Raw genomic sequence first — 21,334 nt, forward strand, 5'->3', positions numbered from 1 at the left:
GGATCCCCGAAGTGAATGAACCCAGGGTGAATGATGTGACTCAACTCGCCCCTTGCCGATACCCCAAGCAACAGCTCCTGTTCGCCGTCAGGGCAAACAGGGGCAACATGGAGGCGCATTCACCCCTTCTCGGCTACCAATGGCTAGAGCGAGTGCAGGGCGTCGTGGATGGACTGGGCCAGCTCCTGGCTGATGCCGGGCACCTTGGCGAGCTCCTCCACCCCGGCTTTTTTCACCTCCTGCAGCCCGCCCAGGTACTTGAGCAGCGCCTGCCGCCGTTTCGGCCCCACCCCCGGAATATCCTCCAGGGTACTGGTGGTGCGGGCTTTCGCCCGTCTCGCGCGGTGGCCGGTGATGGCAAAACGGTGGGATTCATCGCGGATGTGCTGAATCAGGTGCAAGGCGGGCATATCTGCCGGCAAATGCAGCTCTTCGTGGCTCTCCCCCAGGATCAGGGTCTCCAGCCCCGCCTTGCGAGTCACCCCCTTGGCGATGCCCACCAGCAGCGGATATTTGCCCCCCAGAAACTCCAGCTGACGGGCCAGGATCTCCTCGGCGCGGCGCAGCTGGCCGAGACCGCCGTCGATGAACAGCACGTCCGGCACCTTGTCCGGCTCCTGCTGCTTGCCAAAACGCCGCTCCAGCGCCTGCTCCATGGCGGCATAGTCATCGCCGCCGGTGATGCCGTCGATGTTGAAGCGCCGATATTCCGATGAGAGCGGTCCCTCCCGGTTGAACACCACGCAGGAAGCCACGGTGCGCTCCCCCATGGTGTGGGAGATATCGAAGCACTCCATGCGGGCGATGGGGCGCTCCAGCTCCAGCAGCTCCTCCAGCTGGTCGTAACGGGCGGTGGTGGTGCTCTTGTGGGCGAGCCGCGAGCGCAGCGCGGTCTGGGCGTTGATGGAGGCAAGTTTGATGAAACGGGCCCGCTCGGCGCGGGTACGGCTCACCACCCGCACCTTGTAGCCGGCGGTCTGGCTCAGGGTCTCGGCGATGACATTCTCGTCTTCGAGCGCCACGTCGAGCAGCACCTCGCTCGGGATCTGCCGCCCCCCCTGCCCCGACAGATAGAACTGCAGCAGGAAGGATTGCACCACCTCGTCAAGCTGGGTATCGGCCGGCACTTTCGGGAAGTAGCTGCGCGAACCCAGCACCTTGCCTTGGCGGATGAAGAGCACGTGGATGCAGGCGGTCCCCTGCTCGAAGGCCACCCCCACCACGTCGAGCTCGTCCAGCACGTTGCCGCTCACCGACTGCTGCTCGGTCACCCGACGCAGCGCCTGGATCTGATCCCGGTAGCGGGCCGCCTCTTCGAAGCGCAGATCGCCGCTGGCGGACTCCATCTTGCCCACCAATTCGCCTATCACCTGCTGGTTCTTGCCCGCCAGAAACAGCTTGGCCAGCTCCACCTGCTGGGCATATTCGGCCTCGCTCACCAGCCCGGCCACGCAGGGGCCGGCGCAGCGCTTGAGCTGGTAGAGCAGGCACGGGCGGCTGCGGTTGGCATAGACCGCATCCTCGCACTGGCGCACCGGGAAGATCTTCTGCATCAGGTGCAGGCTCTCGCGCACCGCACCGCCGGAGGGGTACGGGCCGAAGTACTCCCCCTTCACCTTGCGGGCGCCGCGATGAACGCCGATGCGCGGGTGCTGGTGCGCGGTGATGATGATCCAGGGGTAGGATTTGTCGTCGCGCAGCAGCACGTTGTAGCGAGGCTGGTACTGCTTGATGAGGTTGTGCTCGAGGATCAGCGCCTCGGTCTCGGTGTGGGTGACCGTCACCTGCACGTCGGCAATCTGGCGCACCAGGGTGCGGGTCTTGATGCTGTCGACGTTGGCCCGAAAGTAGGAGGCGAGCCGTTTTTTCAGATCCTTGGCCTTGCCCACGTAGATGACGGTGCCGCCGCTGTCGTACATGCGGTAGACGCCGCTCTGGTGGGTGACGGCACTGAGAAACGCCTTGCTGTCGAAGAGAGGTTCAGATGAGGTCATGCTGGCTCCGGCAACGGGGATCGAGGTGCAGGATCTGGAGGATCGCGGCAAACGGAAGATCGAAAGAGAGGCTCATCGGCAACCTAGCTCAACGGATAAAAGCAGAAGACGGCACAGAGCATACTGCGCCAGGCCGGCAAAAAGCAAAAAGGCGGCACAGGCCGCCTTTGATGGCTACACGCCGCCCGTTACAGGGTATCGGCATCCAGCATGCCATAGCGAATGGCCAGATGGGTCAGCTCCACATCGCCATTGATGTTGAGCTTGCTGAACAACCGGTAGCGGTAGCTGTTGACCGTCTTCGGGCTCAGGTTGAGCTGCTCGGAAATATCGGTCACCTTCTGCCCCTTGGTGATCATCATCATGATCTGCAGCTCGCGCTCGGAGAGGGACTTGAAGGGGTTCTCGTCGGCCGAGGCAAACTGGCTCAGGGCCATCTGCTGGGCGATCTCCGGGGAGATGTAACGCTGACCGGAGTGGACCAGGCGAATGGCGTGGATCATCTCGTCCGGCGCAGCTCCCTTGGTGAGATAGCCGGCGGCACCCGCCTGCATCACCTTGGTCGGGAACGGATTTTCTGAATGAATGGTCAGCACTATGATGCGTACATCGGGCCGGATCCGCAGGATCTTGCGGGTCGCCTCCAGGCCGCCGATGCCCGGCATGTTCATGTCCATCAGGATCACGTCGGGATGGTGCTGACGACAGAAAGTGACTGCGGTTTCCCCGCTCTGCGCCTCGCCCACCACCTTGATCCCGCGGACATCTTCCAGAATGCGTCTTATCCCTGTACGCACCAACTCATGATCATCGACCAGGAATACATTAATCACCCAAACACCCCGTTTTTTATCTCGTTATATGCCAGTTAGGGTTAACACGGCGTCTTGCATCATAACCAAACTCGCTGATTTGGCAAACCATGGCCGGGAAAAGTTTGAAAGTGCTCATAAATGGTGTTTTGAATCAAATAATTATATAAAGATTAAACACAAAAAACGGCGCCCGCAGGCACCGTTCAGAGTCATTTTTTCTGTTGCCGGCATCAGTTCGCCAGCAGCGCGCGCACCTTGTCCAGATCGGCCTGGGTATCCACCCCGACCGGCGGCGCCTCGAGCGCCTGGGCCACGTGGATCTTCTCCCCGTACCAGAGCACCCGCAGCTGCTCCAGCGCCTCTACTTGCTCGAGCGCGCTCGGCGCCCAGTCCACGTAACGCTGGATGAAGCCGGCGCGATAGGCATAGATGCCGATGTGGCGCTGGTAGTGATCGCCAATCTGCTCGCGATTCGCGGCAAAGCGATCCCGATCCCAGGGAATGGAGGCGCGACTAAAGTAGAGCGCGTAGCCCTCCTGGTCGGTCACCACCTTGACGGCGTTCGGGTTGAACACCTCTTCGGCGTCCTGGATCGGCACCGACAGAGTCGCCATGGGCGCCGTGGCGGCGGCCAGGTTGTCCGCCACTTGACGGATGATGACCGGCGGAATGAGCGGCTCGTCCCCCTGCACGTTAACCACTATGGTGTCGGCGGCAAAGCCGTAGTGGCGGCACACCTCGGCCAGCCGCTCGGTGCCGGACTGGTGATCCTTCGAGGTCATGCACACCTCGAAACCGGCCTGCCCGGCGCAGGCGGCCAGCGCCTGCTGCACCCGCTCGTCATCGGTGGCGACGATCACCCGGTCAGCGCCCGACTGCAGGGCTTTTTCCACCACGTGCTGCACCATGGGCTTGCCGTGGATGTCGGCCAGCGGCTTGCCCGGCAGCCGGGTGGAGGCGTAGCGGGCCGGAATGACGACGACGAAGCTCATGACGACAGCTCGTCGCTGCTGAGCGGACGGGCGCGGTTCTCCAGCAGCACCGGGATCCCCTCCTCCAGCGGATAGGCCAGCTTGTCGAAGCGGCAGACCAGCTCATGCACGGCCTTGTTGTAGTGCAGCTTGCCCTTGCAGACCGGGCAGGCAATGATGTCGAGCAACTTGATGTCCAAAGCCAAAACGATACTCCTTCAACGATGTCGCGCCGGCGGATTCATCACGCCGGCGATGGATGTCGAGCAACCAGATATTGCATGCGGGGCATGATAAGCCCCTTCTCCCCCACGTTGGCGAGAGAGATTAACCTTGTGCCTTGGTTGCGCCTTGCCCCTTCCCGCTCGCGCCCAGCTTGTGCAGCAGGGTATCGAGCAGGGAGGCGGGCAACTCGGCGCTGACCGGCAGATACCACCAATTGTCGAGAGCAAAAGAGCGGCACTTGACCGCATCCTTCTCGGTCATCAGCAGCGGCTTGCCGGCAAAGCGGCCCACCAGCTCGTCCCGATCGAAGGGGTGGTGATCCCCGTAAGCCACCTGCTGATCCAGCTGATAACCAAGCCCTTCGAGGGTGGCAAAGAAACGGGGCGGATGACCAATTCCCGCCAGCGCGTCGACCGGGCCCGCCAGCGGCGTGGCCAGCGGGGCCTCGTCGCGCACCCGACGGGGGGAGTCAGCCACCAGCCTCATGGGATACTCTCCCCGCCCTGGCTCGCCGCCGTTGCAGATGATGGCGTCCACCCGTTTGAGCCGGGTGACCGGTTCGCGCAGCGGCCCCATGGGCAGCAGGCAGGCGTTGCCGAAACGGCGGGCGCCATCCACCACCACCAGCTCGATGTCACGGGCCAGCGCATAATGCTGCAGGCCGTCGTCGGTGATGATGATGTCCACCTCACCACTTTGCTCCAGCAGACGCACCGCATCGGCCCGCTTGGGCGCCACCACCACCGGGCAGCCACAGCGCTGGGCAATCAGTACCGGCTCATCCCCCGCCTGCGCCGTGGTGCTGGCGGCATCGAGCCGGTACGGGTAATGGGGCGCCTTGCCACCATAGCCGCGGCTCACCACCCCGGGGCGATAGCCGCGGGCCTGCAACTGCTCCACCAGCCAGACCACTACCGGGGTCTTGCCGTTGCCACCCACCGAGATATTGCCCACGACGATGACCGGCAAGGAGGAGCGATACCCCTTGCGCCAGCCATGACGATAGGCGTAACGGCGAGTGCCGCTGATGACGGCGAACAGCAGGGCAAAGGGGGCCAGCAACCAGCGCCAGCCACTCTTTGCATACCAGAGCCGCTCCAGCATCAGGCGTTGCCACCAGCGGTGGCATGGCCGAACTGGATGGCGCGCAGCTGGGCATAGGTACCCTGCTGGGCCATCAGCGCCGCGTGGTTGCCGCGCTCGACGATATGACCCTCATCGATCACCAGGATCTCGTCCGCCTTCTCGATGGTAGAGAGGCGGTGAGCGATCACCAGCGAGGTACGCGCCTTGCAAAGCTCGTCGATGGCCGCCTGGATGTGGCGCTCGGACTCGGTATCCAGCGCCGAGGTCGCTTCATCCAGCAGCAGCACGGGCGCATCGCGCAGCAGGGCGCGGGCGATGGCGATGCGCTGACGCTGACCGCCGGAGAGCGACGCGCCGTTCTCGCCGACCACGGTGTCATAACCGTTGCTCATCTTGCTGACAAACTCGTCGGCGTGGGCGATGCGGGCCGCCTGCTTGATCTCGTCGAGGCTGTATTTCTCTTCCGCGGCGTAGGCGATGTTGCTCGCCACCGTGTCGTTGAACAGGTGGACATGCTGGGACACCAGCGCGTACTGCTTGCGCAGCTCGCTCAAGCGGTAATCGCGGATATTGACGCCGTCGAGCAGGATCTCCCCCTGCTCGATGTCGTAGAAGCGGGTCAACAGGCTGGCGATGGTGCTCTTGCCGGAACCGGAACGACCCACCAGCGCCACCGATTTGCCCGCCTCCACCTTGAAGCTGACGTTGTGCAGCGCCGGGGTGTCCTTGGTCGGGTAGGTGAAGGTGACGTTGCGAAACTCGATCTCGCCGCGGGCGCGCTCCAGGGTACGGGTACCGGTATCCTGCTCCGGCTCGGTGTCGAGCAGGCCGAACAGGCTGTGGCAAGCGGTGATGGCGCGCTGGAACTGGTTGTTGACGTCGGTCAGGCTTTTCAGCGGCTTGAGCAGCATCATCATGGAGGTGATCATGACGGTGAAGGTACCGGCAGTCAGCTCGCTGCGCACGCTGTCGATGGTGGCCACATAGAGGAAGGCCGCCAGCGCGATGGAGGCAACCATCTGCACCACCGGACTGCCGATGGCATCGGCGGCGACCATCTTCATGGTCTGCTGGCGCATGTTGTTGCTGACCTTGAAGAAGCGTTTCTCCTCCACCTTCTGGCCACCGAACATCAGCACCTCTTTGTGCCCCTTGAGCATCTGCTCGGTGGAGGTGGTGATGTCACCCACCGCCTGCTGGATGTGGCGGCTGATCTGACGGAAACGGCGGCTGATGAGGCCGATGATGATGCCCACCACGGGCCCCACTACCAGGAAGATCACCGACAGCTGCCAGGAGTGCCAGAACATCAGGCCGAGCAGGCCGACCACGGTCGCCCCTTCCCGCACCAGGGTGACCAGGGTGGTACTGGCAGCCGAGGAGACTTGACTGGCGTCATAGGTCACCTTGGAGAGCAGGTGACCGGTGTTCTGGCGGTCGAAGAAGCTCATCGGCATCGCCACCATGTGATTGAACACCTGCTGCTGCAGGCGCATCACCACGTGGTTGCCGACCCAGGCCATGCAGTAGTTGGAGAGGAAGTTGGCGACGCCGCGCAGGGCCACGATGCCCAGTACGAAGAAGGGCATCCACTTGAGCACGGTCGGATCGTTGCCGTTGATCCCCTGGTCGATCAGCGGCTTGATGGAATAGACGAAGGTGGTATCCACGGCGGCGTAGCCCAGCATGCCGATGATGCCGCCGATCAGGCCAAGCTTGCGGTCACGGACATAGCCGAGCAGACGCTTGAAGACAGGCCAGCTGTCTTGTGAGGTTTCTTGTTGCATGAATAGCCGTTAATAAGGGAAATGACGGGCTATTCTAGCCAAAGCGCAGGATTACACCAAGCATCGCCAGCGCATGTCCCTCGCCAAGACAGGAAATGACGGTCGTTATCCCAGCCAAAGCGCAGGATTACACCAAGCGGTGCCCATCACCAAGGCCGGAAATCACGGCCGTTATCCCAGCCAAAGCCGGGTTTTCACCCGACATCACCGGCGCGATGCCCTGCGATCCGGTTCAACGAGCCGGCCAGAGCGCGGGGCGCCACCAGTCACCCTTGCGGTGAAACCAGGGGCCCTGCTCCCGTTCGGCCCGGATCCGCAGCCCGCCCGGCGCAGGCTCCACCAGAATTTCTCCGTCCAGCCCGGTGACCCATTGCTGCGCCTCCTGGTAGCGGGCCACCACCTCGGGGCGGGGGAATCCCCACTGGTTCATGAAGCCGGCGCTGTGCACCACATAGCGGGGGGCCACCGCCGCCACGAAGGGCGCCGTGGAGGAGGTGCGACTGCCGTGGTGAGGGCTCACCAGCAGGGTGCTGGCAAGCCCCTCCCCTTCCAGCGCCAGCAACCGCTGCTCTGCCTGTCGCTCGATGTCGGCACTGAGCAGGATGCGCCGTTCCCCGTCGCGGATCTGCAGCACACAGCCGTCGTTGTTGTGACCAGGCCCCGGTTGCTGAGGCCAGAGCACCGCCATCTCGAGCCCCTGCCAGCGCCACTGCTGGCCGCGCCGGCACAGGGCCGTGAAGCGGCCAAAATCGAATGAAGAGAGCTCGTGGCGTACCGGCAGAGCCTGCAGGATGGCGCGCCGATTGCCGGCGTGATCCCTGTCCTTGTGACTGATGATCAAATAATCCAGCACCCGCACATCGAGCCGGTTGAGCAAGGGCAGGATCACGGCATCCGCCATGTTGTAGCCGCCCGGGTAGCGATCGCCGGTGTCGAAGAGGATGCCGCGCTCGCCCCGGGTGATCAGCACCGCCAGCCCCTGCCCCACGTCCAGCACCCTCAGTTGCCAGTGGGTCGGCGCCGGCCAGGCCGCCAGCAGCAGGGCCACGCCCCCCCGGCAACAGCAGCGGACGGCCGCCCGGCACATGCCAGGCGCACCAGAGCAGGGTCAGCAGGGCGGTGAACGGCAGTACCCAGCCCGGCACCGGCCACCAGAGCTGCCACTGGCTGGCCAGCCGGGCCAATGCCCACAACACCCACTGCAGGCCGACATCGGCCAGCCAGAACAGCAGGTGGGCCAGCTCCCCTGAAAGCGGCGCCAGCAGCACCCCGATGAGCGCCAGCGGTATGATGCCGATGCAAAAGAGCGGCAATGCCAGCAGATTGAGCAGCAGCGACAGCGGGGCAATCCCCTCGAACAGCGCCAGTTGCAGTGGCAGCAGCCCCAGCAGCAACAAGCCCTGCAGACGAATGAGCCCGGGTTTGGCCTCCAGCAGGCTCGCCACCAGCAGCAGAGCCACCGCCAGGAAGGAGAGCCAGAATCCGGCCGAATAGAGGGCAAAGGGATCCCACAGCGTGAGCACCACGAAGGCCCACAACCAGATGCGATGGGCCGGCCACTCCCGCCGTCGCCAGCGCAGCAGGCTCCACACCAGCACCATGATGAGGGCCCGTTCGGTGGCCACCGCAAAACCGGCCAGCCAGCTGTAGAGGGCGGCAAACAGCAGGGCGACCAGAATTGCTCCCCGCAGCCCGAACAGTCGCCCCAGCCACCAGCCGAGCACCGCCACCAGCGCGATGTGCTGTCCCGAGATGGCGATGATGTGGGTCAGCCCGCTGCCGCGAAACAGGCTCCACTGCTCATCCGTGATGCCGCCCTGCTCGCCGAAGGTGAGCGCCGCCAGCAGCGGGCCCTGGCTCAGATCCTGCCAGCTGGCGGCAGCCCGGGCCAGCCAGCGCTCGCGCAGCCCCGCCTGCGCCGGCTCAATCTGGATCACCCGGCGCAGGTTGCCGGTGGCGGTGATCCCCTTGCCAAGCAGCAGGCGTCGCCCATCCATCCCCGCCTCGTTGGCCAGGCCGTGGGCCGGTTTGAGAGAGACCACCAGAGTGAGGTGACTGCCTGCCGGCATGACGGGCAGCGCCTGGTAGGCATTGATGCGCACCAGCGGCGCCGGAGTGAGCGCCTGATCGTCGAGCCTGTTCACCCGCAGCACCAGCCGGATAAATTTATCGCCCTCGGGTTCTGCACTTTGCAGCTGTGCGGTTATGATGTGGCTCGTTTTTTTGCCGAACTGATCCAGCCAGGCAAGCCGGTAGTGCAAACTCCCCTGCATCCAGAGGATGCCGCACAGCAAAAACAGCAGCCGCCAGCAGCGGTAACCGGCCAGGGGGAACGCGAGCAGCAGCATCAGGCCACCCCATTCCCATGAAGGCAACCATGGCCAAAGCAGTGAGGAGCTTGCCCCGAGGGCAAACGACAACAGACGCAGATCCATGGTGCAAGTATTTAGCAAGGTTTCAATATGCCCAAACGACTCATACAACGCTGGCTGCCTGATCCGGCGACACTCAAGGAACACAAGCACTTGCGGCTGTTTGGCAAGCTGCTGCTGGATGCCAACCTGTGGCACCTCAATCGGCGCTCGGCGGCCGGTGCCTTCGCGGTGGGGCTGTTCATGGCCTGGGTGCCGCTCCCCTGCCAGATGTTGCTGGCGGCCGGCGGCGCCATCGCCTGCCGGGTCAACCTGCCGCTCTCGGTAGCCCTGGTCTGGCTCTCCAACCCCTTTACCATGCCGCCACTGTTCTACGGCGCCTATCTGACCGGCTGCCAGCTGCTGGGGCAATCCTCCCAGCACATCGAGATCGAGTTCACCTGGGCCTGGCTGGTGTCGGTGTTCGAGACCGTGGCCCCGCCGCTGCTGCTGGGTTCGCTGGTGCTCGCCCTGCTCAGCTCCCTCATCGGCTACGCCCTCATTCGTACCTGCTGGCGCATCAGCACCGTGCGTCAGTGGCAGAAACGCAAGGTGGCACGCGCATGCTGAATCGCTGGTTTGCCCGCTTCAAGATTGACCCCGATACCCTGCGCCAGCAGAAGTGGTTCTCCCTGTTTGGCGAGCGTCTGCTCGCCCCCGCCCTCTGGCAAGGGGGGCCGCGCGCCCTGAGCGGGGCGGTGGCGGCCGGCATCTTCGCCTGCTGGTTTCCCATCCCCATGCATTCACTCATCGCGGTCGGGCTGGCGCTGGCGTTCAGCCTCAACCTGCCGCTGGCACTGCTGGCTGTCTGGTTCAACAACCCGCTGACCCTGCCCTTCATGTACCTCTACGCCTATCGCACCGGTTGTCTGGTGCTGCACAAGACGCCGGAGCCGTTTCACCTCAGCTGGACCCTGCACTGGCTGGAGCACGAGGCGGCCACCCTGGTGCCCCCCTTCCTGCTCGGCAGCCTGCTGCTGGCAGTGCTGACCGCCGCCAGCGGCGGCCTCCTCACCCTGCTGCTGTTGCGCCTCGGCAAGCTGGTCCGCAGTCGCTAACCCCCCCGCCTCGTCAGCCTCTGGCGCGCTGACGAGGCACTCCCTTGCCATCCCCGGATCCTGCCACCACACTCCTTGTAACCCGTTGTTTTTCGCCCCCCATTTGCCACAAGGAGCCCACCATGGCCGAACCGCTCACGCTGGCCCATGCCAATGGTCATCCCCTCGCCCTGCTGCCGGCCATGGCCAATCGCCACGGCCTCATCACCGGCGCCACCGGTACCGGCAAGACCGTCACCCTGCAGGTGCTGGCGGAGGGGTTCTCCCGCCTCGGCGTGCCAGTCTTTCTGGCCGACGTGAAGGGGGATCTGAGCGGACTGGGCGCCGCCGGGGCGGGCTCGGCCAAGCTGGACGCCAGGCTGGCCCAGTTCGGCATTCCGGCCCCCGCCTTTGCCGCCAGCCCCACCCTGTTCTGGGATCTGTTTGCCGAACAGGGCCACCCGGTACGGGCCACCGTCTCCGACATGGGACCCCTGCTGCTCGCCCGCCTGCTCGGCCTCAACGATACCCAGAGCGGGGTGTTGGAGCTGGTGTTCAAGGTGGCGGACGACGAGGGGCTGCTGCTGCTCGATCTCAAAGACCTGCGCGCCATGGTGCAGTTTGCCGGTGACAACGCCAAGTCGCTCACCACCCGTTACGGCAACGTCTCCACCGCCTCCATCGGCGCCATCCTGCGCAACCTGCTTACCCTGGAGAGTGCGGGCGGCGATCACTTCTTCGGCGAACCCATGCTGGACATTCAGGACCTGTTGCAGACCGATGAGGCTGGCCACGGTCATATCAATGTGCTGGCCGCCAGCAAGCTGACCCAATCCAGCCGGCTCTATGCCTGCTTCCTGCTCTGGCTGCTCTCCGAGCTGTTCGAGCAGCTGCCGGAGGTGGGGGATCCGGACAAGCCGGTGCTGGTGTTCTTCTTCGACGAGGCGCACCTGCTGTTCAACGACGCCCCCAAGGCGCTGCTGGAGAAGATCGAACTGGTGGTGCGGCTCATCCGCTCGAAAGGGGTGGGCGTCTACTTCGTGACCCAGAGCCCGGCCGACATCCCCGACAGCGTGCTGGGGCAGCTTGGCAACCGGGTGCAGCACGCCCTGCGCGCCTTTACCCCGAGTGATCAGAAGGCGGTGCGGATCGCCGCCAATACCCTGCGGGCCAACCCCGCCTTCGATGCCGCCGGCGTCATCACCGAACTCGGTGTCGGCGAGGCGCTGGTCTCTCTGCTCGACGAGAAGGGACGGCCCAGCATGGTGGAGCGCGCCTTCATCGCCCCGCCCGCCAGCCGCATCGGCCCCTTGAGCGAGGCCGAGCGGCAGACGCTCATTCAGGGCTCCCTGCTGCACGGTCGCTACGAGACACCGGAGGATCGCGAGTCTGCTTTCGAGCGGCTCAACGGCGGCAAGGTGACAACCACTGGCGAGCAAGGCAGCGAGCCGTCATCCAATGGGGAAAGCGGCCTGCTCGATGCCCTCAATGGCATCCTGTTTGGCCGCACCGGCCCCCGTGGCGGCCAGCACGACGGCGTGGTGCAAACCGCCGCCAAGAGCGTGGCCCGCACCATCGGCAGCGAGGTGGGTCGCCAGCTGGTACGCGGCGTCCTCGGCTCCCTGCTGGGGGGCGGCAAACGCCGTCGCTGAGACCAGCACTTGGAAATGAAAAAGCCCGCCGGGTCTCCCCGGCGGGCTTTTTACTGAACAGATGCCGATGGCGGTGCTTACAACACCTTGGCGATCGCATCGCACAGGGGATCTATGTTGGCGCGGGTGATACCGGCCACGCTGATCCGGCCCGAGCCGACGATGTAGATGGCAAACTCGCTCTTGAGGCGCTCCACCTGATCCTTGGAGAGACCGGAGAAGGAGAACATGCCGTTTTGCTCGCGGATAAAGCTGAAGTCCTGGTTCACGCCGCGCGCCGCCAGTTTCTCCACCAGCAGCTCCCGCATCTCGCGAATGCGCACCCGCATGGCCGCCACTTCTTCCACCCACTCGGCATAGAGAGCCGGATCGCTCACCACGGCGGTGACGACGGCGGCGCCGTGTGACGGCGGGTTGGAGTAGTTGGCACGAATGACAGTCTTGACCTGAGTAAAGGCCACATCGGCAATCTCCTTGGTCGCACTGACCAGGGTGAAGGCGCCGACCCGCTCGTTGTAGAGGCCGAAGTTCTTGGAGAAGGAGCTCGCCACCAGCAGTTCGTCGTGGCACTCGGCAAAGATGCGCAGACCTTCGGCATCCTCTTCGATACCACGGGCAAAGCCCTGATAGGCGAAGTCAAACAGCGGCAACCAGCCGGCGGCAGCACTCTGCTTGGCCAGTGCGCGCCACTGATCAGCGGTCGGGTCAATACCGGTCGGGTTGTGGCAGCAGCCGTGCAACAGCACCAGATCGCCTGCCTGCACTTCAGCCAGCGAGGCCTGCATGGCGGCAAAGTCGAGGCCCTTGCTGGCGGCGTCGTAGTACTTGTACCACTTGACGGTCAGACCCGCGGCCTGGAACACGCTGACGTGGTTGGCCCAGGTGGGATCGGAGATCCAGATGGTCTTGGCCAAGCCGTTGCGCACCACGAACTCGGCGGCGATGCGCAGGGCACCGGTACCGCCCGGTGCCTGGGCGGTCTTGGCCCGGCCGCTGGCGACCAGCGCAGAATCTTGCCCGAACAGCAGTTGCTGCACGATGCGGCCATATTCGATATTGCCTTCGATACCGAGGTAATTCTTGGTCTTCTCGTCGGTCAAGAGCTTCTGCTCGGCTTTCTTGACGCAGTGGAGAATGGGGGTGGCACCGGTCTCATCCTTGTAGATCCCGACCCCCAGGTTGATCTTGTGGCTGCGAGAGTCAGCACGGAAGGCTTCGGTCAGGCCCAGGATCGGATCCGCTGGGGCGGCAACAACCTTTTCAAACATGGTATTCCCTGTATTCCGTTGAGTTCGTTGGCTGGCAAAGCGTGTTGGCACACCGTCCGTGACACGCAAAACACGTGGCAAACAAAAGCGCCCATCTGGCGAGCGCTTCGTCAACTCTTTATATCACCGTGCAGGGTGGGGGCAAACCGCTTTTTCGGCCGGATCTGCGGCAATCTCAACCGATGGCATGCCACTGCGGCGCCAACGCGCACACCTCGGCAGACAAGCCACCATTGGACTCAACCAAACCGCTACAAACTGCTAACAATGACTTGGGGATCCGGCTCGGCTCCCAGGGACGGGAGTCGGTCAGCGGCAGGGCATAGGCCGCCATGATGGGAGCCAGCGCAGTGGGCAGCCACCAGCTGGCCGGACGCCCCAGCCGTTGGGCCAGGGTCAGCACCCGATCCACCCCGCTCGGATCGAGAGAGGTAAGATGGCTCCACTGCACCTGGGGTGGCAGAGCGGCGATCACTTGCTGCAGCGCCTGCTGCGCCGAGGCGGGAGCCCACACCAGCAAGCAGCCTGACTCAAGAAGAAGCTCGGCAAAGGCGCCGACGCTGTCGGTGGTGATCACCCGCTTGATATTCCCTTCCCCCCACAGGATCTTGCCAAGATCCTCAAGGGTGCGCTCAGGTAGGGCCACTTCGCCGAGGGCCTGCAGCCAGGGCGCCGCGTCGATCAGGGTACCGCTGCTAAAAAAGAGGCTGAACGGCTGGGCGGAGCGCAAGCGCAACAGCTGATCGGCACAGAGCCGAATGCCCTTGTCCTCAAAGTCGATCTGCTCGTTGGGGGTGAAGTTCACATCTGACTTGCGATAGAGCGCCGCCAGCACCCGCTCGTTAACCTGCTCCCCCAACTGCCAACCCTGAGCATGAAGCCACTCCTCAGGCTCGGGGAGAGCGGTGGCGATCTCGGCCAGCATCAGCTCGCGGGTGAGATAGCGCCGTCCGGCCGGGGTCAGCTCATAGCGGTGATTGCCAAGGGGGAGCAGCAGCTGATTGTCCTTGAGCATGCCGATGAGGGGCTGCCACTGGCGACCGCGGATAACCTGGGGCGCCTCATCCAGCAACTGCTGAGCCAGCGCTCGCCACTCGGGGTGACTGAAATCGATCACACGCATCCTTCCCTGTCGGCAGACCATCTTTCAACGAATTGAATAATCTAGCGATTTACGACTAAGGAGCCAAGGGCGGAAAAGAGACAACGTGACCTGGCGCAGGGCCAAACGGCGGAGGGAATAAGGTGAAAGGCAGATAAAACAAAACGGCCAAGCAAGCTTGGCCGTTTCATCAACTCTTTCAACGTTCCCTACGAGAGGGAAGCGTGATTAGAAGTTGTATTGCATACCAACAGTCCACTCGTCATCTTGCTGACTCAGGCCTTGGATTTTGTATTCGGTGTAAGCTTTCAGCTTGGAGTTGAAGGCGTATTCAACACCCATGGAGGTGAAATCTACGGTGTCTTCGTAAGAAGTTACACCTTCCACTTTCGCTTCAGCGAAGTTGTAGCCAGCCAGGAAGGTCCAGGCGTCTACGTTGTAGGAAGCAGCCAGCTCGTAGCCACGCGCCTTGGCATCGTTGAAGCCGTCGAACTTGTAGGTGGATTCGTTATACAGGGCAGCGAAGTAGAAACCCTGATAGGTGTAGCTTGCGGCAACAGCCCAGTCATTCTTGTCGGTCAGATCAGCACGGCTGAAAGTACCGTTTTCGGAAGTGATGGTGAGGGTGGAGGCATCTTCGAAGCTCTTGGACTCGTAACCTGCTGCCAGACCCAGACCAAAGTCGAAGTCATAGGTTGCGCCCAGGGTGTAGCCGTGGTCCATTTTACCTTCAACACCAGACCAGCCAGCGTAGTTCGCATCATAGCTGCCGTTGTTGGTGATGTAGCCACCCTTCAGGCCAAAACCGTTCCACTGACCGTTATAGATAGCCTGACCTTCTTGACGACCATCATAGACGTTGGCCATGTCACCGTAGTCGTTGAAGATATCGGTCTTGGCGACGGTTGCATTGTAGAAAGCAGTTTCTGTCTGACCAAACAGGAACTGGCCATACTGGGAACCATCGAAGCCAGCATAGATGTGACGAGCCTTCAGCTCACGCTTATCGCTGCCATAGGAGTTTTCGGAGGCCAGTTGCCACTCAGTTTTGGCAACGCCAGACCAGGTGTCATTCAGAGCCATTTTGCCGGACCAGCCCAGACGGGCATAGGTGGTCAGCTCACCATCATTCTTGGAGTAAGAATCTGCGTCTGCATCGTAGGAGTCGTACTCGCCGAAGTACTGGGCATGTACACGACCGTAGATGTCGAAGGTGGTACCGTCTTTGTCATAGATGACGGCAGCGTTAGCTGCGGATGCAAACAGAGCCGGGATAGCAATAGCCAGAATTGTCTTTTTCATAGTTTCCAATGCCTACTGTAATTAAACACTAAGTTGTTGTTATTCCCTGTGTTAGCGATGTTCTTTGCATCACTATGGGGCCCGAGACTAGCACCGGGTTTTGCAATCCGCAATGAAAAAACTTGGAACTTTTTGAGAAAACCATAGTCATAGGGAAAAAATTGTGAGCTGAATCCCATATTGTTTGCCCTCTCAGGGAAAACGTTTACAGCGATACGCGCTGCCTGAAACGCCCTTTTTTGGTGGTTTATTGCACGCACAATCCACCCCATGACATAAGTGCGGATCCCGGCCCATAACCCCTGCCTCACCTTGCCTCGACCCAGGCCGCCTGTTGCGGGTATCCTGTGACCATTCATCCCAGACACGGTCACACCCCATTCATGCTATCGACTCGCCTCAAAGCCACCATTCGCAATACCTATCGACAGATTGCCGATGGTTTACCCGGTTTTGTGCCGCGCAAGGAGCAGAATTTTCTGGTGGCCGAAATCGCCAAGACCCTCACCGGAGAGTATGAAAAGAGTCGCCGCATCCTGGTGGCCGAAGCGGGCACCGGCATCGGCAAGTCCCTCTCCTATGCCCAGGGCGCCATCCCGGTGGCGCGGCTCACCCAGAAGAAGCTGGTGATCTCCACCGCCACCGTCGCCCTGCAGGAGCAGTTGATCCACAAGGACCTGCCCTTCTACCATCGCCACAGCGAGCTGCCGTTTCGCTTCATGCTGGTCAAGGGGCGCCAGCGTTACTGCTGCGAGCACCTGCTGGAACAGGCCGCAAGCGGCAGCGAGATGGCCAACTTCGAGTTAGACTTCGGCAGCCTCAGCAAACACAAGCCGTCAGACGCCGATAAGAGCTGCTATCAGGCGCTGTGGCAGGCCTACACGGACGGCAAATGGGATGGCGATCGGGACAACTGGCCCAAACCCATCACCGATCTCTGCTGGGATCGCATCGCCGCCGACCGCCACACCTGCAACAAGGCACTCAGTCATCATCAGCACTGCCCCTTCCACCGCGCCCGCAACGACATGGATGCGGCCGATGTGCTGGTGGTCAACCACGCCCTGCTGCTCTCCGACCTCACCATGGGGGGCGGCATCATACTGCCGCCGCCGGACGAGTGTATCTATGTGCTGGACGAGGCCCACCACCTGCCCACCATCGCCCGCGATCACGGCGCCGCCTCGGCCAGCGTCAAGGGTTCGCGCCGCTGGCTGGAGAAGCTGGCGCAGGGTGCCGGCAAGCTGGCCAGAACCCTCAACAAGGAGAGCCTGCTCGATCCCCAGCTCAAGCTGCAGGATGCGCTGGCTTCCCTGCAGCCGGATCTGAAGGCGCTGGAGCAGTGGCTCGCCGTCAACGACCAGCTGTTCAATGAGGAAAAACACTATCGCTTCGCCGATGGCGTCTTGCCCGACCCTCTACCGATGCTGGCGGAGAACCTCAAGGAGGCGAGCAAGAAGGCACTGCGGGCGCTGGACAGAATGCAGGGCGCGATTGGCGAGGCGTTGAAGGATGGCGAGATCCGCCGCAAGGAGGCCGAACCCCTGCTGGCGGAGAGCGGCTTCTATCTGCAGCGACTGGAGGGTTTTTGTGCCCTGTGGGAGATGCTGGGGCGGCACGTGGCACAAGGCAAAACACCGTTGGCTCGCTGGATGGTCAAGAGCGATGACGGCGACATCTGGCTGCATGCCTCCCCCATCGAGGTTGGCTATCTGCTGGAAGAGTGGCTCTGGTCCAGGTGTCTGGGGGCCGTGCTGGTGTCGGCGACCCTGACCGCCCTCTCCTCCTTCAGCTATTTTCGCCATCAGGTGGGGCTCAAAGAGCACGACGGCACCCGCTATCTGCGGCTGCGCTCCCCCTTCGATTACCAGAAGGCCGAGCTCTATCTGCCCAAAATGGAGCACGAGCCCAGCGCCCCCGCCTTCACCCAGGAGCTCATAAGCACCTTGCCCCGCCTGCTGGCAGGCAAGGAGGCGAGCCTGGTGCTGTTCTCCTCTTACCGGCAGATGAACGAGGTGGCGGTGGGGCTGCGGGCCAAGGGGCTCTCCCTGCTGGTGCAGGGCGAAGCCTCCCGCAATGCCCTGCTCACCCTGCACAAGCAAAAGTGCGATGGCGGCCAGGCCAGCATCCTGTTCGGCACCGGCAGCTTCTCGGAAGGGCTGGATCTGCCCGGCCACTACCTCACCAACCTGGTGATCACCAAGCTGCCGTTCGCGGTGCCCAACTCGCCGGTGGAAGAGGCCACCGCCGAGTGGGTCGAGAAGCGAGGCGGCAACCCCTTCCTGCAGCTGACGGTGCCGGAGGCCTCCCGCAAGCTCATTCAGGCCTGTGGCCGTCTCATCCGCAAGGAGGCGGACAGGGGCCGGGTCACCATCCTCGACCGACGTCTATTGACCAAGCGTTATGGCAAGGGGCTGCTCGACGCGCTGCCCCCCTTCAGCCGTCGGATTGAGTAAGGCAAGGGTCGATTGGCTCGGTCAGAACCCGTGCCGTGGCTCGCGTTCGCTTTAAACAGCGGGGCCGAGAGGCAACCCAGGCGCCATAAACGCCTATTGCTGCCCTTGGGCAAACCTGTAAAAATGAGCCCCTGTTTTTCAGTGGGCACTCGCCGACTGTTCAAGGAGATGAAATGAAACTGACTGTTCTGGTGCCGGCCCTGGCTGGTCTGTTGTGGGCAGGTAGTGCCCTGGCCGATGCCCAATTGGAAGTGACCAACCCCTACGTCGTACAGCTGATCGATGGCCAATCCATCAATCCCAAGCTGCTCGACAAGACGAGTACCTATCCTATCAAAGCTGGCAAGCACCAGCTGGTCGTCGCCTTCGAAGGCAACTTCTCCAGCCGCAGTGACATCAAGCTGGTGACCGCCGAGCCGCTGGTGATCAACTTCACCGCCGCCGACAATCAGAAGCTGGTGCTGGACTACAAGAAGCCGCGCAACGAAGCTGAAGCCAAGCTGTTCGTCAAAGAGCAGAAAGTCGCGCTGAAAGACAAGAGCAGCAACCAGGTCGTCGCCAGCGAGCAGTTCGTGCTGCCGAAAGTCGAAGGCTTCCAGCTGACCCGTGACTATCAGCAAGAGCTGCTGAACATGGGCAAGGCCTTCAACCAGCCGGCCACTGTTGCCGTCTCCACCGCCGCCGTCATGGCCGCCAACAGCGCCCCGGTACAAGTTGCCCCGAGCAAGGCTCAGAGCAACCCGGAAGCCCTGACCCAGCTGCAAAACTGGTACAACAAGGCCGATGCGGAGACTCGCAAAGCCTTCCAGATCTGGGTGATCCAGCAGCAGTAATGGCGCGCGAGCACTCGTTTCGTGCGACAAGGGGAGCCTGGCTCCCCTTTTTCATATCTGCCTCTCCAGCAAGGCCCTGCCGTCATGTCACTGCGCATCTTCTATCACCCCCTCTACTCCGCCCTGACCCTGCCCGCGCGTCATCGCTTCCCGCTGGCCAAGTACCAGGCGCTGTTCGAACGGCTCGGCCGCCTCGGCTATCCGCTTGCAGAGGCCGCCCCCGCCACCCCTGAGCAGATCAAACGGGTGCACGATGCCGCCTATGTGGAGGCAGCCCTCGCCGGCACCCTTGATGCCGGCGCCATTCGCCAGCTCGGTTTACCCTGGTCCCCCCTGTTGATTGAGCGCACCCTGCGCTCGGTGGGGGCCACCCTGGCCGCCAGCCGCCACGCCCTCGAGCAGGGTTGCGGCCTGCAGATCTCCGGCGGCTATCACCACGCCCACCGGGATGTTGGTAGCGGCTTTTGCCTCTTCAACGATCTGGTGATCGCCGCCCAGATGTGCCTGGACGAAGGGCGCTGCGAGCAGGTACTGATCGTCGATCTCGATGTCCATCAAGGGGATGGCAGCGCAGCACTGTGCCAGGGGCGGCGCGACATCATCACCCTCTCCCTGCACGGGGAGCACAACTTCCCCCGCCACAAGCCCGCCTCCCACATGGATTTTCCCCTACCAAGCGGCATGGCGGACGATGCCTATCTCACCACGCTGGCAGAGGCGCTTAACCTGGCGCTGCGGCTCTACACCCCCGACCTCATCCTCTATCAGGCCGGGGTCGATGTGCATAAGGACGACGAGCTTGGCTATCTCGCCTTGAGCGATGAGGGGGTACGCCAGCGCGATGCCATGATCTTTAACTGCGCACTGCGGCACGGGCTGCCCATCGCCGCCGTGCCGGGCGGCGGCTACCGGCGTGACTGGCAGCAGCTGATCCCGCTGCATATGTCCTTGTTTGAAGAGGCGAAAAAGCGCTACGGCTAGCCGTTTATCTCTTCGTCAATCTCTCCTCTCCATGAAGCTCTAACTGGCAACCGCTGCAAACAACGAGGCGGCCCTGGGGCCGCCTCTTCTTTATACCGGGTACCCTATTGCTATCGGGCACCCTAGCACCGTCTTGCCCCCCCCTTGTCGGGAAGCGAGATTGGGGTCCTGCTGCCCCCATTCAGGCGTGGGCCACCGGCGTTGGGTGTTCACCCAGCTTGCGCAGCAACATCAGCAGATAAACGCACGACACGCCGGCGATCACGATGAACAGCTGATTGTCCGAGTAGTGCTGCATCAACAGCGCGGTACAGGCCGGGCCCAGCAGGCTGCCGATGGTGTAGCTCAGCAGCAGCGCCTGATTCATCGCCACCAGCTGATGGTGCTCGACCTTCTCGCAGGCCCATGCCATGGCCACCGGGTAGAGGGTAAAACCGGCGGCGCCCAGCACAAACAGCGCCGGGCCCATCGCCACACCGCTGAGCATGGCGCAACACCCCAGGATCACCACCAGCACCTGTACCCGCAGCACCGGCAAGCGGCCGAACCGATCCGCCAGACGGCCCACCGGCCACTGCCCCAGGATCCCCGCGCTCACCATCACCGCCATCCAGTAGCCAATGCCGGCATCGCTCACCCCCCGATGGTTCAGATAAAGCGGCATCAGGCCGTACAGCGACCCCAATACCATGCCGGAGATGATGCAACCATCGACCCCGAGCCGCGCCTGTCGTAGCCGCAGCATAGGCCAGACCCGGGTGCTCCCTTGCTGCTCATTGCGCTCACTGACGATGCTAGTGAACAACAGCGGCAGGATAGCCGCCAATACCAGCCCGGTCGCCCAGGGCAGTACCTCCATCAGGCCGGTCGGCAGCTTGCTGACCAGCAGTTGCCCGAGCACGGTCCCCAGGTAATAGACCATCATGTAGGCGGCCAGCAGCCGCCCTCGATTGCGCGCGTTGCCGCTGCACATCAGCGCGCTCTCCACCACCACCCAGATCATGGCGCAGCCGATGCCGGCGAGGAACCGCCAGCCGAGCCAGCTCCAGAAACCAAGGGTAATGCCGAGCCCGACACAGCCAGCGGCAAAGAGGGCGGAGGCCAGGTAGTAGCTGCGGTTGAACCCGTAGCGTTTGATCAGCGCCCCCGCCAGCAGGGTGCCCAGCAGGTTACCGCTGAAATAGGAGGAGCTGACCATGCCCACCTGCCAGGTCGGCAGATTGTCATGGGCCAGCCAGAGCGGTACCAGGGTGTTCAACACCGCGATGGCCAGCGTGAGCAGCAGCAGGCCGCAGAGCAACAACAGCACTGGCCGGGTGTAGGTGGTCATGGGTAATACCGTAAGGAGAGTCAAAATGCGAGCGCATCATGCCACCGCCAATGCCATTGTCAATCGGCGTTAATTGGCGCAGGG

General features: G+C 62.9%; 16 protein-coding genes and 1 pseudogene. 6 read left to right on the plus strand and 11 right to left on the minus strand.

The annotated features are described in order from the left end of the window. Window positions 1-143: 143 nt before the first annotated feature. From uvrC to OKB87_RS04190, 7 genes and pseudogenes are all read right to left on the minus strand, one after another. Window positions 144-1,994: an excinuclease ABC subunit UvrC gene (uvrC, locus tag OKB87_RS04160; protein ID WP_011706578.1), complete on the minus strand. Its 1,851-nt coding sequence runs from the start codon at window positions 1,992-1,994 to the stop codon at window positions 144-146. A gap of 188 nt (window positions 1,995-2,182) precedes the next feature. Continuing rightward, entirely contained in the window at window positions 2,183-2,827 is a 645-nt protein-coding gene (gene uvrY / locus OKB87_RS04165) for a UvrY/SirA/GacA family response regulator transcription factor (RefSeq protein ID WP_011706579.1), read from the minus strand. A gap of 212 nt (window positions 2,828-3,039) precedes the next feature. Further along, window positions 3,040-3,801: a 3-deoxy-manno-octulosonate cytidylyltransferase gene (gene kdsB, locus OKB87_RS04170; RefSeq protein WP_017410456.1), complete on the minus strand. Its 762-nt coding sequence runs from the start codon at window positions 3,799-3,801 to the stop codon at window positions 3,040-3,042. Further along, complete coding sequence (locus OKB87_RS04175; RefSeq protein ID WP_011706581.1) at window positions 3,798-3,986, minus strand: Trm112 family protein; 189 nt, start codon at window positions 3,984-3,986, stop codon at window positions 3,798-3,800. The genes kdsB and OKB87_RS04175 overlap by 4 nt, the downstream gene beginning before the upstream one ends. 121 nt (window positions 3,987-4,107) lie before the next feature. Beyond that, window positions 4,108-5,109 (minus strand): tetraacyldisaccharide 4'-kinase, encoded by a 1,002-nt coding sequence (lpxK, locus tag OKB87_RS04180; protein ID WP_270826595.1) that lies wholly within the window; start codon window positions 5,107-5,109, stop codon window positions 4,108-4,110. After that, on the minus strand, window positions 5,109-6,878 hold the full coding sequence (gene msbA, locus OKB87_RS04185; protein ID WP_017410454.1) for a lipid A ABC transporter ATP-binding protein/permease MsbA: 1,770 nt from the start codon (window positions 6,876-6,878) through the stop codon (window positions 5,109-5,111). Before msbA ends, lpxK begins: the two co-directional genes overlap by 1 nt. A gap of 232 nt (window positions 6,879-7,110) precedes the next feature. Further along, window positions 7,111-9,403: pseudogene (locus OKB87_RS04190) on the minus strand (DNA internalization-related competence protein ComEC/Rec2). On the opposite strand from OKB87_RS04190, the gene OKB87_RS04195 reads away from it, so the two are divergent. The 3 genes from OKB87_RS04195 (at window position 9,341) to OKB87_RS04205 (ending at window position 11,978) form a co-directional block, all read left to right on the plus strand. Further along, complete coding sequence (locus OKB87_RS04195; RefSeq protein ID WP_011706585.1) at window positions 9,341-9,859, plus strand: DUF2062 domain-containing protein; 519 nt, start codon at window positions 9,341-9,343, stop codon at window positions 9,857-9,859. The pseudogene OKB87_RS04190 and the gene OKB87_RS04195 sit on opposite strands and share 63 nt — an antisense overlap. Continuing rightward, window positions 9,853-10,347 carry a DUF2062 domain-containing protein gene (locus tag OKB87_RS04200; protein ID WP_011706586.1) on the plus strand — a complete coding sequence of 165 codons (495 nt, stop codon included), beginning with the start codon at window positions 9,853-9,855 and terminating at the stop codon, window positions 10,345-10,347. Before OKB87_RS04195 ends, OKB87_RS04200 begins: the two co-directional genes overlap by 7 nt. A gap of 122 nt (window positions 10,348-10,469) precedes the next feature. Further along, window positions 10,470-11,978 carry a helicase HerA-like domain-containing protein gene (locus OKB87_RS04205; protein WP_101148959.1) on the plus strand — a complete coding sequence of 503 codons (1,509 nt, stop codon included), beginning with the start codon at window positions 10,470-10,472 and terminating at the stop codon, window positions 11,976-11,978. A 77-nt stretch (window positions 11,979-12,055) separates the two neighbouring features. On the opposite strand, the gene OKB87_RS04210 is transcribed toward OKB87_RS04205, so the two are convergent. The 3 genes from OKB87_RS04210 to OKB87_RS04220 form a co-directional block, all read right to left on the minus strand. Next, window positions 12,056-13,246 (minus strand): amino acid aminotransferase, encoded by a 1,191-nt coding sequence (locus OKB87_RS04210; RefSeq protein ID WP_044799700.1) that lies wholly within the window; start codon window positions 13,244-13,246, stop codon window positions 12,056-12,058. A 175-nt stretch (window positions 13,247-13,421) separates the two neighbouring features. Further along, window positions 13,422-14,363, minus strand: a complete 942-nt coding sequence (locus OKB87_RS04215; protein ID WP_270826596.1) for a hypothetical protein — start codon at window positions 14,361-14,363, stop codon at window positions 13,422-13,424. A gap of 213 nt (window positions 14,364-14,576) precedes the next feature. After that, window positions 14,577-15,650 (minus strand): porin, encoded by a 1,074-nt coding sequence (locus OKB87_RS04220; RefSeq protein ID WP_077095399.1) that lies wholly within the window; start codon window positions 15,648-15,650, stop codon window positions 14,577-14,579. Between the two features lie 383 nt (window positions 15,651-16,033). Between OKB87_RS04220 and dinG the strand changes: the two genes are divergently transcribed. The 3 genes from dinG to OKB87_RS04235 all read left to right on the plus strand — a co-directional run bounded on the left by dinG (window position 16,034) and on the right by OKB87_RS04235 (window position 19,920). Beyond that, entirely contained in the window at window positions 16,034-18,106 is a 2,073-nt protein-coding gene (dinG, locus tag OKB87_RS04225) for an ATP-dependent DNA helicase DinG (RefSeq protein WP_270826598.1), read from the plus strand. A 173-nt stretch (window positions 18,107-18,279) separates the two neighbouring features. Continuing rightward, window positions 18,280-18,939, plus strand: a complete 660-nt coding sequence (locus OKB87_RS04230) for a YccT family protein (protein WP_270826599.1) — start codon at window positions 18,280-18,282, stop codon at window positions 18,937-18,939. A gap of 84 nt (window positions 18,940-19,023) precedes the next feature. Beyond that, window positions 19,024-19,920, plus strand: a complete 897-nt coding sequence (locus OKB87_RS04235) for a histone deacetylase family protein (protein WP_270826600.1) — start codon at window positions 19,024-19,026, stop codon at window positions 19,918-19,920. Between the two features lie 181 nt (window positions 19,921-20,101). Here the strand turns inward: OKB87_RS04235 and OKB87_RS04240 are convergent, their stop codons facing one another. After that, window positions 20,102-21,250, minus strand: coding sequence for an MFS transporter (locus OKB87_RS04240; RefSeq protein ID WP_270826601.1), 1,149 nt, complete (start codon window positions 21,248-21,250; stop codon window positions 20,102-20,104). Window positions 21,251-21,334 lie beyond the last annotated feature (84 nt).

The sequence above is a fragment of the Aeromonas sp. Y318-1 genome (assembly GCF_027706125.1).
GTDB classification, from domain to species: domain Bacteria; phylum Pseudomonadota; class Gammaproteobacteria; order Enterobacterales; family Aeromonadaceae; genus Aeromonas; species Aeromonas hydrophila.